A 16,889-nucleotide genomic window follows, 5' to 3' on the forward strand; every position below is an offset into this window, starting at 1 on the left:
AACCCTAAAAACGGTAACTGATTCCAGTATATAAACCTATAAAAAATGGCTTGAAATTTCCAGAATCATTAGTATAGGTGTTCAATTGGTATTTGAAAATCGGCTCAAAATTCAACTGGAATGATTTTAAAAAGGTATACTTCAATCCCAACCCAATATTGGTGCTGAAATGGGTACTGTTCAGGTTGTTGGCTTCGCCCATATTCATTTCCATTCCAGGTGAAACCAAGGTCACTTTATTTTCATTCAGGAATAAGGCACTCACACCACCGATGATTTCGACGCCAAATTTTTTATCGATAAGTTTATAGGAAAGCTCCAAAGGCACTTCCACATAACTTGTTTTTTGATTTAGATTTCCGTCAAATTTCGCAACATTAACATCGTTTGCCGTAAGTTCCGGTGTTGCATTTGAGTTTTTATTCTCTATTTGTATAATGGATCCCTGGGTAGTATAATTGACATGTTTAATACTCACTGCATTTTTGGTTTGGTAAAAAACGATCTCGTTGGTATTGTATTCGAGCGCAACAGCACTTACTCCGGTTCTGACGCTAAATTTAGGATTCAACTCATATTTAAGGCCAACTCCATAAGCCAGATTGGTTTTATAATCCTTAGCATTGTTCTTGAATACCGAATCCAATGGGGAGCCATTCCCGGCAGAATTATAGTATACCGGGGCTGCACTGGACGAAATCTGCCATTTGTCTTTTTTAGGTTCTTTGGCAACAACGGCTTTCTTTTCTTTTTCTTTCAATAATTCTTCTAAAGCATTCGGAACTTTAACAGAGTCCGTTTTTTTCTCCGCCTCTTTGTTTTCCAAAACAACAGGCTGACCGTTATCCAATGCTTTGCTATCCGAATTTTGTTGTATTCGATTATCCGAAACAGGATCAATTACATCTTGGCCTTTTTTATCTGGGGTAACATCCGAAGGATTTTTTACATCTTTCAAATTATCAGCAATCAACACGATTCCGTTTCCGGATTTCAAAACCTTTTTTCTGCTGTTTTTTTTGCCCGAATTTTTACCATCGGCAGTAGCGATAGCATTGTTTTTGTCGGATTTTAAAATAGTTTTAAGACGGTCTTTTTTAGAGCTGTCTTTTAATTTTGATTTTCTTTCGGCAACCGATTGGTTGTTTTTTATTGCTTTGGAGGATGGAGCCAAATTAATGCCGTTGTTTGTTTTGGCATTGGAATTACTTTCGGCAACAGCTGAATTGGCATTTTTCGTTTTACCAGAAGGAGTCAGGCCAAGTTTCTTTTCGGTCTTGGAGTTGCCGGACTGGAAAACGCCATCATCGGAAGAAGTAGAAACGCTTGTCTTTGTACCGTTAGTTTCCGGCACACTTATTGGGCTCAGGGAATCGGATGGTAAATTTTTATACGCACCGGATGCTTCAGCAGAGGTAACAATGCCGTTATTTTTCACAGAATTAAGATCTCGATTGTCAATGGCTTTTTTGTTCTGGATAACCACAGGGTTTTCTTTTTTCATATCCAGTAAGGACTCTGCTGTAAAAAATCCAATCAACAGGGTAGCTGCAATGCCTGACAGTTTCAGCCAAAACGGGATTACTTTTCGGTCTTCTTTCTTTTTTAATTTAGACTCAATGTTTTTCCACACTTTTTCAGATGGCTCAACTTCAAAGTCTTTAAATTTCTCCTGAAAGAGACGGTCTATGTTTTTTCTCTCACTCATTTTACGGAGGGTATATCGTTATTCTTGGTATACTGTTCTATTTTTTCTTTCAATATCATTCGGGCACGAGATAAATTAGACTTTGATGTTCCGATGGTTATGCCCAGCATCTCTGAGATCTCTTTATGGGAATATCCATCAATTGCATATAAGTTGAAGGCCAGCCGATACCGATCCGGCAGTTCCTGAATTATTTTCATCAAATAATCGATGGAAATAGCCTCGTCATCAATATCAATTTCAACATCATCAATTATATTATCGTTTACGAGTTCTAAAAAACTCACATTTCTATACTGCTGCAACACATTGTTAACCATGATGCGTTTGATCCAGCCTTCAAAAGAACCTTTAAATGTGAACTGATGAATTTTATCAAAAATTATCAAAAAACCATCCTGCAAGTTATCTTCCGCCTCCGCATAATTCCGCGAATACTTCAGGCACACAGTAAACAATTTGGCCGAAAATAATCGGTATAGCTGTTCTTGAGCTTTAATATCGTTTCTCTTACAATCGTTAATGAGCTGGTCTAAACTCAAGGCTTAATGGTTTTAAAATTAATTTATGGATTCACTTCCACATCATAACTCAAATATTGTTCCATTCCGTTTGCATCATCTCCTATCCAGAATTTAAAAACATAAGAACCATCAGTTGTTGGTCTGAAATTTAACGGCACCTCAAATAAAGTCTCGCTGTCATCCTGACAATTGTTTTGGTGTAGTTTTACTGCATTGATAGCAACGGTTCGGGTGGTACCATTAACATCGTAATAAAACCCATTAAAAATATGGCAATTTGTAGGTCTCCTGTATTTCACGGTAATTACCGAAACGGAATCTACTTTAAATTTGTTTGGCATAACGGCACCTTCCGCGGGCAAAACAACAAATTCTGAATTCGTGTCATCGCCCACAGAGCAAGAACCGAGAGCCAGAGCGAATATCATAAGGAAAACTAATTTTTTCATTTGAATTGTAATTATATATTCTTTAGATGCAAATAGGATTAAAAGGTTGCGTATAAAACAAGAAAATCCCGAAAATTTCGGGATTTAATTTTTATTCATTGCTTTCCTTTATCAGGGCTTTGATTTTCAGTTCCAACTCATCGGCCAATTCCGGGTTGTCTTTAATCAAGGCTTTGACAGCATCACGTCCCTGGCCTAATTTGGTTTCGCCATAACTGAACCATGAGCCGGCTTTTTTGATGATTTCAAATTCAACCGCTAAATCCAGGATTTCTCCTGTTTTAGAAACTCCTTCGCCATACATAATATCAAATTCGGCTACTTTAAAAGGCGGTGCCACTTTATTTTTAACCACTTTCACTTTGGTTCTGTTTCCGATTACATTATCCCCATCCTTAATTTGGGAAGAACGACGAATATCTAAACGAATCGAAGCATAAAATTTCAATGCATTTCCTCCGGTAGTAGTTTCTGGATTTCCGAACATAACGCCAATTTTTTCTCTCAACTGGTTGATGAAAAATACGGTGCAATTGGTTTTGCTGATAGTCCCCGTTAGTTTTCTCAAGGCCTGGGACATCAATCGGGCATGCAATCCCATTTTGGAGTCACCCATTTCGCCTTCAATTTCACTTTTTGGAGTCAATGCGGCAACCGAGTCAATTACAACAATATCGATGGCTCCGGAACGGATTAGGTTTTCGGCAATTTCCAATGCCTGTTCCCCGTTGTCCGGCTGAGAGATAATAAGGTTTTCAATGTCCACCCCTAATTTTTCAGCATAATTTCTGTCAAAGGCGTGTTCTGCATCTATAAAAGCGGCAATTCCACCGGCTTTTTGTGCTTCTGCTATAGCGTGAAGTGTCAGGGTGGTTTTACCTGAAGATTCCGGTCCGTAAATTTCTATAATTCTCCCTTTTGGATATCCGTTAACTCCTAATGCTAAATCAAGGCCTAATGATCCGGAAGAAATGGTTTCCACTTCTTCGATAGCTTTATCGCCCATCTTCATCACTGTACCTTTTCCGTAGGTTTTATCTAATTTGTCAAGTGTTAATTGTAAGGCTTTTAATTTGGCTTCTTTTTCAGGATTCCCTTTTTCTTTGTCTGAACTCATCTTAACTTTCATTTGTTTTTCCATTTGTTTTTCGCGCTTATTTTTTAGTAAAAATACTTTTTTTTTTGGAATGGCATGCGCAGATGCGAACAAAGATTTTTGAGTTTTCAATAATTTAATTAAGAAAAATATATTCCTTACTTTTGCGTATTATAATTTAGTTATGCAAAAAATTATTTCGTACCCAATTTCTTTGGTCGCTTATATTTTATTTTTGTTGGTACTGATCATTTTCCATCCGATTCAATGGATCTGTCTGAATGTTTTTGGCTATCAGGCCCATAAAAAAAGTGTCGATTACCTGAACTTTTTTTTGCTTCGGGTAGGGAATGTGATAGGGAGCACTTATAAATTTGAGAATATAGAACGTATACCAAAAGGGGTGCCGATCATATTTGTGTCGAATCATCAGAGCATGTTTGATATTATTGCAATGGTTTGGTTTTTGAGACGTTTTCATCCGAAATTTGTCAGCAAAAAAGAACTCGGCAGCGGGATTCCGAGTGTTTCCTATAACCTGCGTCATGGCGGTTCGGTCCTGATTGACAGAAAAGACCCCAAACAGGCAATTCCGAAGATAAAAGGATTGTCGGAATATATCGAAGCACACAACCGGTCAGCGGTCATTTTCCCGGAAGGGACCCGATCAAAAACGGGTGCGCCAAAAGATTTTGCACAAAGCGGGGTTAAAATTTTATGTAAGTACGCCCCAACAGCATATGTAGTTCCAATAAGTATTAACAATTCCTGGAAACTTTTTAAGTATGGATTTTTTCCTCTTGGTTTAGGAAATCGCCTTACCTTTGCAGTTCATAAACCTTTGGCAGTAAAAGATTTTACTTTTGAGGAAATCATGAGTAAGGCTGGAAAAGCTATAGTAGAAGGAGTTAAAAATTAAAATAGAAATATGTCTTTATATAACGTGCGTCTAGAAGTGATGCAATTTTTAGAAAAGAATATCGATACTTTTGTCGATCAATACCTTATACCGGTAGAAAAAATTTGGCAGCCTACTGACTTTTTGCCAAATTCCCAAAATGAATCCTTTTTTGAAGAAGTGAAGGAACTAAGAGAAATTGCCAAAGATTTACCTTATGATTTTTGGGTAACTTTAGTAGGGGATACTATTACCGAGGAGGCTTTGCCTACTTACGAATCCTGGTTAATGGATGTCGATGGAGTGGGGCAGGTGGAAGCCAACGGCTGGTCCAAATGGATCCGTCATTGGACCGGAGAAGAAAACCGTCACGGGGATCTTTTAAATAAATACCTGTATCTGTCGGGTCGTGTGAATATGCGTGAAATCGAGATGACTACCCAGCATTTGATTGCTGATGGTTTCGATATCGGAACAGGCAGAGATCCTTATAAAAACTTTGTTTACACCAGTTTTCAGGAATTGGCCACGTATATTTCGCATAACAGGGTAGCACAACTGGCAAAAAGTTATGGCGATAACAAATTGTCTAAAATCTGTAAAATGATTGCCGGCGACGAAATGCGTCATCATCATGCGTACAGCGAATTTGTAAACCGTATCTTCCAGGTGGATCCAAGCGAAATGATGCTGGCTTTCCAATATATGATGAAACAAAAAATCGTTATGCCTGCCCAATTCTTAAGGGAATCAGGCGAGAAAATGAGTTCGGCCTTTGAACATTTCTCCGATTCAGCACAACGTATCGGTGTTTACACGGCCAGTGATTATGTAGATATCATGCAAAAACTGATTGATAAATGGGAAATTGACAAAATCACAAGTTTAACCGATGAAGCAGAAAAGGCACGTGAGTACCTGATGAAGCTTCCGGGAAGAATGGCGAAAATTTCCGAAAGATTAGTCATTCCGCAAGAATCACAGATTTTCAAATGGGTAGAACCCGCAACCAGATAAATTCATGAAATCCTTTCCAACGAAAGGATTTTTTTAATCACAATTATGGCTAATCCGGAGTTAATAAACAAGACGATTGCTTTTGTAAAAAAAGAACTTGAAAATGCTGAAGGAGGGCACGACTGGTTTCATATCGAAAGAGTCTATAAAAATGCGTTGCTAATTGCCAAAAGCGAAGGATGCGACACGACGGTAGTAGAATTAGGAGCGTTGCTGCATGATATTGCCGACAGCAAATTTCATGATGGGGATGAAACCGTGGGACCAAGAACAGCCAGAGCTTTTTTGGAAAATGAAAATGTCCCGGAAGAGATCATTTCGCATGTGATCAGCATCATCGAAAATATTTCTTTTAAAGGTGGCAATACCGTAAAGCAGTTCCGTTCCAAAGAACTGAATATTGTTCAGGATGCCGACCGTCTGGATGCGATAGGTGCTGTTGGAGTGGCGAGGACCTTTAATTATGGTGGATTCAAAAATCGATCGATGTACAATCCTGAAATCGCTCCTAAAACGGACATGACCAAAGAGGAATATAAAAACAGTGAAGCGCCAACGATTAATCATTTTTATGAAAAACTGTTACTGCTGAAAGATAAAATGAATACTGAAACCGGAAAGCAGATCGCACAGCAAAGACATCATTTTATGGAAATTTTTCTGGGACAGTTTTATGCGGAATGGAATGGGGAACGATAAAGGATATAGGAAAAAATTAAACCGTCATTTTTCATATAAAACGACGGTTTGGAATTGTTATTTAACTATGCGTAAACTAATTGACTGTAAATAGAGGACTTATATTGGGTTGAACAAAAAACTAACTGTTGTCGTATTAAAATGGAATTAATTTCCTTTAAACTCTGCTTTTCTTTTCTCCAAAAAGGCCGTGGTTCCCTCTTTGAAATCTGCCGTCCCAAAACAATACCCGAAAGCATCAATTTCGCTATTAAAACCATTTACGCCATCTTTAAAATTATCGTTCACCACTTTTATGGCCTGACTAATGGCTGCTGGCGAATTCCTCATGATTTTTGATGCGATTCCATTACAGAACGCCAACAATTCCGCTTGCGGTACCACATGGTTTACTAATCCTGTTCTATAGGCATCCTCAGCAGAAACCATTCCGGCTGTCATGATCAATTCCATCGCTCGGCCTTTACCTATTAATTGCGGCAAACGCTGCGTGCCGCCATAACCTGGAATAACACCAAGTGAAACTTCAGGTAATCCCATTTTGGCATTATCGGAAGCTACCCTGAAATGACAGGACATCGCTAATTCAAGACCACCGCCAAGAGCGAATCCATTTACAGCTGCTATCACCGGGGTTTTTAGGTTTTCGACAAAATCAAACAAAAGTTCCTGGCCTTTTTGTGCTAATTGAGCACCTTCTTCGACAGAGAAATTGGCAAATTCCGAAATATCGGCTCCGGCCACAAACGCTTTTTCACCGCTTCCGGTCAGGATAATCACTTTAACTTCCGCATTCCGTTCCATGGCACTGAAAGCATCATGCAATTCCTGAATAGTCGCTTTGTTAAGGGCATTTAGTTTCGCAGGACGGTTGATAGTCAGTGTAGCAATTCCTTTTTCGTGTTCGATAAAAATATTTTCGTAGTTCATTTGGTTGATTTATGAGTTAATTATCGGAAGGGAAACGGTAAAAGTAGTCCCTGTTCCAAATTCAGTATCAAAAGTAATAGTTCCTTTATAATTTTCAATGATGTTTTTTATAATTCCCAGCCCTAATCCCATTCCACTGTTTTTGGTGGTAAATTTTGGCTCAAAAATACGATGGAGATTTTGTTCTTCCATTCCGATTCCGTTGTCTTTTACAACAATCAAAACATTGTTCTGTTCTTTTTTCACACGTACTAAAATGGATTTTTCTTCTTGGTCTTCGGGGATAGCCTGAATCGCATTTTTTACCAAATTGGTGATAATCCGTATCAGTTGGGTCCGGTCGATTTTTGAAATAATGACTTTTTCATCGCTTTCAAAATCGATAAATTCTTCATTGAAAATATCCAGAGCCAATTCCACCACGCTGACCACATTCAATGTTTCATTCTGTTGCGCCGGCATCGATGCAAAATTGGAGAATGCCGATGCTACCGAATTCATCGTGTCAATCTGCTGAATCAGTGTCTTGGAATAGTCACTCAGTTTTTGTTTTAATTCGGGATCGTTCGGATCAAATTTTCGCTGAAAACTCTGTACCGTCAGGCGCATCGGCGTCAAGGGGTTTTTAATCTCGTGTGCTACTTGTTTGGCCATTTCCCTCCAGGCTTCTTCTCTTTCGCTTTGGGCCAGTTTGACAGCACTTTTCTCGAGTTCATCCACCATTCCGTTGTATGCCGTAATCAGCAAATTGATTTCTTTGCTATTGGCTTCTAGCACAATTTTTTCGTTTTTTTGGTTCAGACTCGTTTCGCTTAACTTGTCGGAGATGGTCTTCAGAGATTTTGTAATATAAGTCGAAAGGAAATAGGCCAATCCGAAAGCAATTACCAACATGAATGAATACACCTGTGCTAATCGGATCAGGAAATTTTGCAGTTCATTTTCGTAAAAACTATCATCTTCGACATAAGGTAAATTGAGGATTCCCAAAGGTTTGAATTTCTCGTCCTTAATCTGGCTATAGGATGAACGGTTCTTTTGTCCATCAATGTTTTTAATGTCCACATATCTTTTTTCGATGGAGGACTGGACTAATTTAAGAATGTATTTGGGTATCGGAGGAGAAACATTATCTACTGAAAAGGACGCTTTTGATGATTTTAATAATTTGCCATCCAGCCCGTAAATGTTGATTTCAAGATTGTGGATTTGCGCCAATTCATGGATTTTGTCTTTAAAAATTAAATCCAGATTATTAGTGGTAAGTGGGTAGGTAGTGTTGGAAAGGACATAATTAATATGCTCTTTTATGGCGCTTTCTTTTCGTTCTAAACGTTCCTGATGGTATTCTTTGGCTTCGTTTTTAAATTGGATGATCGAAATGGACGCCATCAAAATGGAGGCCATCAAAATCAATACAATCATCGAAAGGAAAATCCTGATTCGCAGCGAAAGCATTGACATTTGGAACCTTTTTGGCATGGTTACGTTTTGTTTTTTTCTCTTATTCGTTTGTACATTTTAAATCCCAACATGATAATAATCGAAAACAGGAAGATTCCGAGCACACCATAAATCCAATTTACGGCATTTTTTAATATAACCAGAAAAACTACTGCAAAAAGAATAATCGTTGCCCCTTCATTCCATAAGCGCATGAAATTGGAAGACTGTTTTATTTCATCCTTTTGCAATTGCAGGTAAATTTGATGACATTTTAATTGATACAGATAAAGCAGAAAAACGAATCCCAATTTGACCTGCATCCAATCCTGTTCTAAAAATCCCGGCATTAGATATAAAAGTGAAAAGGCAAAAATGCTGGCTAATATTGCCGAAGGCCACGTGATAATATACCATAATCTGTACGTCATGATTTTATACTGCTTCTGCAAAATCTCCTTCTCAGGCGATTGTTTTTCAGCAGCTTCAATCTGATAAACAAACAGACGTACAATATAAAATAACCCGGCAAACCAGGTGATGACAAAAATCAGGTGCAGTGATTTCAGATAATTATAATATTCCATAACGTCGTTTATTTGTCTGCCCAAGTATTAATCCAACTGCTGATGGTTTTGCACCATTCTTCATCATCATTCAGGCAGGGAATGGCCAGAAAATCGGTCCCTCCATGTTCTTTGAATTGGTGATTGGCTTCCATGGCAATTTCTTCTAATGTTTCCAGGCAATCCGAAACAAAAGCAGGGGTTACGACGGCCAGTTTTTTGATTCCTTTCTCAGGCATTTTATTGATTTCGACGTCGGTATAGGGATCCAGCCATTTATCGCCGGCTAATCTGGACTGATAGGTCTGGCTGTATTTTCCTTCAGGGATATTTAAGTATTCCACCACCAGTCGGGTCGTTTCGGTACACTGATGACGATAGCAAAATTCATGTGCCGGTGACGGTGTGTTACAACAGGAGCCATCAATGGTGCAATGTGATTTGGTGACATCCGTTTTGCGGATATGGCGCTCCGGAATTCCATGATAAGAGAACAATAAGTGGTCGTATTCGAAATTTTGTAAATGTATTTTGATGGAGTCCGATAAATTCCTGATGTAATCCGGTTTATTATAAAATGCCGGAACGATCGTGAATTTCATGTTTGGAAAATATTTTTTTCGATGCTCTTCGGCCAAAACCAAAATGGTTTCAGTGGAAGCCATGGCGTGCTGCGGATATAGTGGAAATAACAAAACTTCGGTAACACCTTTATCAGACAATTCCTGAAGTCCGCTCAAAAGAGACGGCTTTCCGTAACGCATCGCCAAAGAAACAGGTATTTCCACCTTTCGTTTTACTATTTCATGCATTCTTTTGGATAGGACGATCAGGGGAGAACCTTCGTCCCACCATATCTTTTTATAGGCTGCCGCCGCTTTTTCAGGGCGTTTGCGAAGAATAATTCCTCGGACTAATAAGGCACGCAATAAAAACGGAACATCAATTACCCGTTTATCCATCAGAAACTCGTCCAAATAAGGCTTAACATCCTTTGGAGTTGGACTTTCAGGAGAACCGAGATTAACTAATAATACACCTTTCATAAAATCTTTTTTTCAAAAGTACTACATAAATTATTATTGTTAAGGGATGGGTTTTAGTTTAATACAAGAAAAAAGTAGAACATCGACAATTTTATACACTTTATCGATTTTGTGTAAATATTTTGCATTTTTTTAATGGTTATTTTAATTATATGTTAATTTGGCAAGTAGAAATTTAACAGATTATAAGGGAAAAGTAGCACATTATATAAAGTTGTCCGAACGATAGTGATTAATATTTAACATAAGATTTATGACGAAAAATTACATATTTATGACTTTATTGATAGCTTTCACTACAAATGCGCAAACAGGAGTAGGAGTAGGAACCACAAGCCCCCAACAAAAGTTGCATTTGACAAACAGTGTTGGAACGGTTAGAATAGAAGGTTTAAACAAAAACAACAGCCCTTATAATGGCGGTTTAATAAACGATCCGGCCACAACCTACCCGTTATATGTGGATTGTAACGGTGTCCTAACCCTTAAATTGGACCCGTATACAAACAGTGATGGTAGCGATGCTATAGACAATTCTTTATTCCCGGCTACTAACCTGATCTTACTTGCGGCTGATGCAGATGGTAAGGAAGAAACTACTTTCTATACTTACGCCATCAATGTGACACGGAATATCATGTTGGAAATCAAATACAATATCAGTTTCGATGTTTATGCGAATAACACGCTTGCCAAAGTTAATGACGGTGCGGCCAGAAGAATTTCAACGTATTATACGGTGGATGCCGGCACAAGAAGGTATGGTCCCGCTTCCAAATGTTATTTTAATAATGCAGCAACCGGCGTAGAGGGCACAATATTTAATTCCAGTACCACGTACATCCCTTTAGCAGCCGGAGCTCATACCATAAAATTTAAAGCTGAAGTATCCACAGCAGTACCAGCGGTCGCCACCTACGTGAAATTGGCTGTAGACACAGATGCTGTTTTTATGAGATTTTACTAATAACCTACCGACTTATGAGAAAAACAATACTCTTATTATTCATTCCCGTTCTAATACAAGCCCAAGTAGGAATTGGGACAGTTAACCCTCAGGCTGATTTACATATCGCGGGAACGACATCCACCATTAGAATTGAAAGCTTAAATTCAACGAACCAACCAATTTTAAATACGGGGTCAAAATTAGCTCCAGCTTTTGTTACCGCTGAAGGCGACATCACAGTAAGCCCATCCGGTTATTCCACAGGGATTGTAGCAGGTTCTATAGCTCCTTTGAATTTTTTGCTGTCTTTTGATAATTTCATTCCTGACGGGCCGTTTTCTAATGGGGTGGTGGTCAATAGTGATGCATTAGTGACATTAATTACCAAACCTATTTATACGGTACCATTTACCAGTCCGCAATCCGCTTTGATTGAAGTAAAATACGGGATAACTATAGTTATATCTTCAACTGATCTGGACACGCCCCCTTACGGCACTACTTTTACTGATTTATCCGCTCGATCCTTCAGGGTATATTTTTGTATTGATTTGAATAATAATGGCCTTGATGCCACGGAATTATCGAAAAGGTATGGTGTGAAAGGGCAAGCCTATGCTTCCGCGAGTCAGGGAAGTCTTGGTTATCCATATATGAATTCACAAGGATATGCCAATATACCGGCGGGAAATCACTCCCTTAAATTTTTCGGTGAAGTAGAAGATGCTCCTTCCAAATATACCAGTGTTGGTTTCGGTGGAGCCCAGGATTTTTTGAAACTTCGAATCTATAATTAAAACATCATGGAAAGATATTTATGCCTTATAGTTTTGTGTCCAATGATTTGCTTGGCGCAAGTTGGAATTAATACGATTGCGCCGCTTCAGGGCGTTCATGTTGCCGGAGCCACATCGACAGTAAAAATCGAAGGTTTAAACAGCCCCAATAATGTTAAAAATTTCGGAGGAGCCAATTCATCCCGGGTTTTTGTGAATGCAAATGGGGATTTAGTGCTGGGAGATGTCGCCAACAATATCGAAGTTATTTTCGATGCCGAAAATTATTTATCAGATGCCCAAGATACTGGAGGGGCTGATGCGAATGACTGTTTGCAGACAGGTACTGGATCCGGATATACAGTAGTAGGATGGCCAAGAGTGATAGGTCCCGGGTCATCAACGTTCACACTTACAAGACCGGCAATAGTTGAAATAAATTACTCGCTTTCGTGGGGAAATATTGAAAAAGCAGGAATTAGACTGAGTGATGGACACGCCAGAATTGTACAGTGTTTTATGTACCTAAAATCTGGCGGACCTGCAGGAGCAGATGTAATCAATGATTTGGATGGTCAGCCAATTGGACTTATTGGACCCAACGGCCAGTTTTACACCAATAATTCATTCACCCGCGGCGAAAGAAACACGTTTCACAATACTGGAACGGATTATGTAAAATTACCGGCGGGAACCTATTGCCCCATGTTTAAAGCCCAGCTGGCGGTTTCCGATACAGGAGGTACCGGGGCCGTAAAAATGTTTTGGGGAGTTGGGAATGATGAGGTGCAAATTATAGCCCATTATTATCAGTAAGGTACTTTGAATACTAAGACTTCTTTTCCAATAAGTATTTTTTGGGAGTGGTCGCAAATTTCTTTTTAAAAGCTGTAATAAAATGACTGCCGGTACTATAACCAATTTTCAATCCGACTTCATTCACATTATAAGAGCCCGAATCCAATAGTTTTCGGGCATATTCCATTTTGTAGTCGAACAGAAATCCGTATACGGTATCACCATAAATTTGCTTAAAACCCATTTTTAGCTTCTTCAGATTGATGCCGACCTGATCCGAAAGTTCCTGCAGTCCTGGCGGTTCTGCCATATTCGCAATTACAATATCCTTGGCTTTACGGATTTTCATCACATTACTTTCATCAATTAAAAAAGGACATTGTTCCGCATTCGGATCTTCCGTCCGGTTAAAATACAAACTCAGGAGTTCATACCCTTTTCCTTTGTAATATAAATTCTTTATGGAAGGATGTAAGTTATAATGAAACAACTGGCTCAATACAATGGCCATCGACGGACTGATGTTTCCTTCATTATAATATTTTTTATCTTTATTGTCATCACTTAAAAAAGTGATATAATCCGCTTCGGTTGAAAATAAGGCATGGAATTTCTTGATTGAAATGATCAGCGAAATTACCCACGAGTTTGGGGCCAATTCTAAATTCAACGGTAATTGTTTCTGTGGATTGTAGAGCAGCAATGATTTTTCTTCCTTTAAATCCAATGCATAATTTCCCTGATTGAATATGAATTTAGCATTTCCCTTGATCCCGAAATGAAACTGGATCAATCCTTGTTCGATTTCCCGTTCGGCACGGAAGACCTCGTTTCCGTCATTCTGAAAACGAATCAGAACAAAATCTTCTTCTATTTTTATAACTTCCTGGGAACCCATAGCGATATTTTATTGAATTAAAATTTTAAAAATGAATCAAAATTATTTAGAATTGTTCTACATAAGACAATTCCCAGGTCTTGATTCTAGTGCAAATTTAAAAGAAATTCCCTTATTTTAAGCATTTTATATGAAAATATCTCATAGCGACACAAATAGTCCTTCCAGCGTTATTTTTATAAAAGGTATAACGATAATTTTGTTGAACTTTTAGGAAAGTGATTTTATGGAAAATAATAACGTATCAAAGCACCACTATTTCTACGCAGTAGGATTAAGCTATAAAAAGGCAGATGCTGAGATGAGGGGGAAGTTCAGTTTGGATACTGCAGCCAAGACACGGCTGTTAGAACAGGCTAAAAGTGAGGGTATTGAAAGTCTGATAGTAACATCTACATGCAACAGAACCGAAATATATGGTTTTGCGGAGCACCCTTTCCAATTAATCAAATTGATTTGCGAAAACAGTCTGGGTACCGTGGAAGCATTCCAAAATGTAGGTTTCGTCTATAAAAACCAGGAAGCCATCAATCATATGTTTCGGGTTGGAACCGGATTGGACAGCCAGATTTTGGGCGATTTCGAAATTATCAGCCAATTAAAATCCAGTTTTAAAGAATCCAAATCTTTCGGATTAATCAATACGTTTTTGGATCGATTGATTAATGCCGTGATTCAGGCCAGCAAAAAAATAAAAAACGAAACCGAAATCAGCTCCGGGGCCACTTCTGTTTCTTTTGCGTCGGTACAATATATTATCAAAAATGTCGAAAATATCGGCAGTAAGAATATTCTTTTATTCGGGACCGGAAAAATAGGAAGAAATACGTGCGAAAATTTAGTGAAACACACTAAAAATGAGCACATCACCCTAATCAATAGAACCAAAGAAAAGGCTGAAAAATTAGCCGGAAAATTAAACCTGATTGTAAAGGATTATTCGGAATTGCATCTCGAACTGCAAAATGCAGATGTCGTAATCGTAGCAACGGGTGCACAAAACCCCACAATTGACAAAGCAATCCTGAATCTGAAAAAACCAATTCTTATTTTGGATTTATCGATTCCGAAGAACGTCAATGAAGATGTGAAAGATTTGAAAGAAGTGACGTTAATTCATATGGATCACCTGGCGCAGATGACCGATGACACTTTGGAAAACAGAAAAAAATACATTCCTGCCGCCGAAGCAATCATTGCTGAGGTAAAAGAGGAATTTATGGCCTGGACGAAAGCCCGAAAATTTGCACCCACGATTCATGCTCTGAAAGCAAAACTGAATGCCATCAAAAAGGCAGAATTGAATTTTCAAAGCAAAAAAATTATTGATTTCAATGAAGAACAAGCAGAAATTATAAGCAATCGAATCATACAAAAGATAACAACCCATTTTGCCAATCACCTGAAAGATGACAATACCATGGTCGATGAAAGTATCGAGTGGATTGAAAAAGTTTTTCGAATTGAAGCGCCCTCAAAATAATGAGCAAAACAATCCGCATCGGAACGCGTGACAGTGAACTCGCATTATGGCAAGCCCATACCGTTGAAAAACAGTTAAATGATTTAGGCTATAAAACTGAAATTATCGCTGTTAAATCACAAGGGGATATTATTCTCGACAAACCATTATATGAATTGGGAATTACCGGTATTTTCACAAAAACTTTAGATGTGGCAATGATTAATGACCAAGTCGATATTGCCGTGCATTCGATGAAAGACGTCCCTACGGCATTGCCTACAGGAATAGTTCAATCGGCAGTACTGGAGCGAGCCAATACCTTAGACATATTAGTTCACAAAGGGAATCTTGATTTTCTGGAAGGCAACGGAATTATTGCCACCGGAAGTTTACGCCGTCGCGCACAATGGCTGCATAAATACCCCAAACACACTGCGGTGGATTTGCGTGGAAATGTCAATACCCGAATGCAAAAATTACACGATAATAATTGGGACGGTGCTGTTTTCGCTGCTGCCGGTCTCGAACGCATCAACCTGAAACCGGCAACTTTCATGGATTTGGATTGGATGGTGCCGGCACCTGCACAAGGAGCCATGGTTGTCGTTGCAATGCAAAACGATGACTTCTGTAAAGATGCAGTTTCAGAACTGAATGATATTGAAGCCGAAGTCTGTACCCATATCGAAAGACAATTTCTAAGAATACTCGAAGGAGGATGTACGGCACCCATTGGCGCTTTGGCGACTTTCACCGAAGATACCATCGAGTTTAAAGGTGTTTTGTTTTCTATTGATGGAATCCAAAAAATAGAAGTTATTAAGTCTGTTCCGTTACAGGAATGGAAGAAATTAGGGTTTTATTCTGCTCAAGAAATTCTGAATAATGGTGGAACAAAATTGATGACAGAAATTAAAAATAATTTGAAGAAATGAGCCAAACAAGCATTTTATCCACCAAAACATTGTCGACAGAACAAAGGCAGGTATTTCTAGATGCTAATTTTGATCTTTTAGAAGAAGATTTCATCGAAATTAAAAACAACATTTTTGAACTGAATAAAATCAACGACAACTTAATTTTTAGCAGCCAAAATGCTGTTTTAAGTTTGATAGAGCAAAACGGTTGGGAATTTTTAAAGACTAAACCTGTTTTTTGTGTAGGTATAAAAACCAAGGAATTGCTTGAATCACATGGCTTTACAGTTGATGTTTATTTGGATTACGCATCTGAATTAGCCGAAATAATCACTTTGATTTACAACAAGGTAAGCTATACTTTTTTAAGCGGAAATTTGCGTAAAGAAACGTTGCCTGAAGCATTAAAAAGCGCCGGAATAACTTTTAACGAAATCGAAGTTTATCAAACAACACTTGCGCCTTTTAAAATATCAGACGAAGAAAATTTTGACGGAATTATGTTTTTTAGCCCATCTGCAGTTGAAAGTTATTTGACAAATAATAAAATCAAGAATGAAGTTTGTTTTTGCGTAGGCACAACTACAGCATTAGCATTAGAAACAAAGAAAATAAAAAATATAGTAATTGCCGAAACACCAACTATCGAAGAGGTGATTTTGGGCGTTATTGAATATTATAAAACGGAAAGCATCTAGCAATCTGCTAAA

General features: G+C 38.3%; 18 protein-coding genes. 9 read left to right on the top strand and 9 right to left on the bottom strand.

Going from position 1 to position 16,889, the window contains the following annotated elements; translation table 11 throughout:
• Positions 1-4: 4 nt before the first annotated feature.
• The 4 genes from FNW07_RS02140 to recA form a co-directional block, all read right to left on the bottom strand.
• Positions 5-1,708: an outer membrane beta-barrel protein gene (locus tag FNW07_RS02140; protein WP_126742380.1), complete on the bottom strand. Its 1,704-nt coding sequence runs from the start codon at positions 1,706-1,708 to the stop codon at positions 5-7.
• Entirely contained in the window at positions 1,705-2,250 is a 546-nt protein-coding gene (locus tag FNW07_RS02145; protein ID WP_126742381.1) for an RNA polymerase sigma factor, read from the bottom strand. Before FNW07_RS02145 ends, FNW07_RS02140 begins: the two co-directional genes overlap by 4 nt.
• Before the next feature lie 23 nt (positions 2,251-2,273).
• Complete coding sequence (locus tag FNW07_RS02150; protein WP_126742382.1) at positions 2,274-2,681, bottom strand: hypothetical protein; 408 nt, start codon at positions 2,679-2,681, stop codon at positions 2,274-2,276.
• 91 nt (positions 2,682-2,772) lie between these two features.
• Positions 2,773-3,798, bottom strand: coding sequence for a recombinase RecA (recA, locus tag FNW07_RS02155; protein WP_370511479.1), 1,026 nt, complete (start codon positions 3,796-3,798; stop codon positions 2,773-2,775).
• A gap of 163 nt (positions 3,799-3,961) precedes the next feature.
• On the opposite strand from recA, the gene FNW07_RS02160 reads away from it, so the two are divergent.
• Genes FNW07_RS02160 through FNW07_RS02170 form a run of 3 tightly spaced genes read left to right on the top strand, consistent with a single transcriptional unit; the run spans position 3,962 to position 6,391 of the window.
• Complete coding sequence (locus FNW07_RS02160; RefSeq protein WP_126742383.1) at positions 3,962-4,696, top strand: 1-acyl-sn-glycerol-3-phosphate acyltransferase; 735 nt, start codon at positions 3,962-3,964, stop codon at positions 4,694-4,696.
• Positions 4,697-4,705: 9 nt separating this feature from the next.
• Positions 4,706-5,692 (top strand): acyl-ACP desaturase, encoded by a 987-nt coding sequence (locus FNW07_RS02165; protein ID WP_126742384.1) that lies wholly within the window; start codon positions 4,706-4,708, stop codon positions 5,690-5,692.
• A gap of 45 nt (positions 5,693-5,737) precedes the next feature.
• Positions 5,738-6,391: an HD domain-containing protein gene (locus FNW07_RS02170; protein ID WP_126742385.1), complete on the top strand. Its 654-nt coding sequence runs from the start codon at positions 5,738-5,740 to the stop codon at positions 6,389-6,391.
• 147 nt (positions 6,392-6,538) lie between these two features.
• On the opposite strand, the gene FNW07_RS02175 is transcribed toward FNW07_RS02170, so the two are convergent.
• The 4 genes from FNW07_RS02175 to hemH are packed head-to-tail and all read right to left on the bottom strand — an operon-like array spanning position 6,539 to position 10,376.
• The gene (locus FNW07_RS02175; RefSeq protein ID WP_126742386.1) at positions 6,539-7,321 is read right to left on the bottom strand and encodes an enoyl-CoA hydratase/isomerase family protein; all 783 of its coding nucleotides are present in this window, start codon (positions 7,319-7,321) and stop codon (positions 6,539-6,541) included.
• 9 nt (positions 7,322-7,330) lie between these two features.
• Positions 7,331-8,746: an ATP-binding protein gene (locus tag FNW07_RS02180; protein ID WP_126742484.1), complete on the bottom strand. Its 1,416-nt coding sequence runs from the start codon at positions 8,744-8,746 to the stop codon at positions 7,331-7,333.
• A 59-nt stretch (positions 8,747-8,805) separates the two neighbouring features.
• Positions 8,806-9,351: a CopD family protein gene (locus tag FNW07_RS02185; protein WP_126742387.1), complete on the bottom strand. Its 546-nt coding sequence runs from the start codon at positions 9,349-9,351 to the stop codon at positions 8,806-8,808.
• A gap of 8 nt (positions 9,352-9,359) precedes the next feature.
• Positions 9,360-10,376 (bottom strand): ferrochelatase, encoded by a 1,017-nt coding sequence (gene hemH / locus FNW07_RS02190; RefSeq protein ID WP_126742388.1) that lies wholly within the window; start codon positions 10,374-10,376, stop codon positions 9,360-9,362.
• 253 nt (positions 10,377-10,629) lie between these two features.
• On the opposite strand from hemH, the gene FNW07_RS02195 reads away from it, so the two are divergent.
• The 3 genes from FNW07_RS02195 to FNW07_RS02205 are packed head-to-tail and all read left to right on the top strand — an operon-like array spanning position 10,630 to position 12,917.
• Positions 10,630-11,343, top strand: coding sequence for a hypothetical protein (locus FNW07_RS02195; protein ID WP_144265607.1), 714 nt, complete (start codon positions 10,630-10,632; stop codon positions 11,341-11,343).
• Between the two features lie 14 nt (positions 11,344-11,357).
• On the top strand, positions 11,358-12,122 hold the full coding sequence (locus tag FNW07_RS02200; RefSeq protein WP_126742390.1) for a hypothetical protein: 765 nt from the start codon (positions 11,358-11,360) through the stop codon (positions 12,120-12,122).
• Positions 12,123-12,128: 6 nt separating this feature from the next.
• On the top strand, positions 12,129-12,917 hold the full coding sequence (locus FNW07_RS02205) for a hypothetical protein (protein WP_126742391.1): 789 nt from the start codon (positions 12,129-12,131) through the stop codon (positions 12,915-12,917).
• A gap of 13 nt (positions 12,918-12,930) precedes the next feature.
• Here FNW07_RS02205 and FNW07_RS02210 read toward each other — a convergent pair whose 3' ends face one another.
• Positions 12,931-13,797 carry an AraC family transcriptional regulator gene (locus FNW07_RS02210; protein ID WP_126742392.1) on the bottom strand — a complete coding sequence of 289 codons (867 nt, stop codon included), beginning with the start codon at positions 13,795-13,797 and terminating at the stop codon, positions 12,931-12,933.
• Positions 13,798-14,023: 226 nt separating this feature from the next.
• On the opposite strand from FNW07_RS02210, the gene hemA reads away from it, so the two are divergent.
• From hemA to FNW07_RS02225, 3 genes are read left to right on the top strand one after another with little or no spacing between them, the layout of a single operon-like run.
• Positions 14,024-15,280 (top strand): glutamyl-tRNA reductase, encoded by a 1,257-nt coding sequence (hemA, locus tag FNW07_RS02215; RefSeq protein ID WP_126742393.1) that lies wholly within the window; start codon positions 14,024-14,026, stop codon positions 15,278-15,280.
• On the top strand, positions 15,277-16,197 hold the full coding sequence (hemC, locus tag FNW07_RS02220) for a hydroxymethylbilane synthase (RefSeq protein WP_126742394.1): 921 nt from the start codon (positions 15,277-15,279) through the stop codon (positions 16,195-16,197). The genes hemA and hemC overlap by 4 nt, the downstream gene beginning before the upstream one ends.
• On the top strand, positions 16,194-16,877 hold the full coding sequence (locus FNW07_RS02225; RefSeq protein WP_126742395.1) for a uroporphyrinogen-III synthase: 684 nt from the start codon (positions 16,194-16,196) through the stop codon (positions 16,875-16,877). Before hemC ends, FNW07_RS02225 begins: the two co-directional genes overlap by 4 nt.
• The last annotated feature ends 12 nt before the right edge of the window (positions 16,878-16,889 follow it).

Source organism: Flavobacterium sp. GT3R68 (genome assembly GCF_007109225.1).
Lineage (GTDB): Bacteria > Bacteroidota > Bacteroidia > Flavobacteriales > Flavobacteriaceae > Flavobacterium.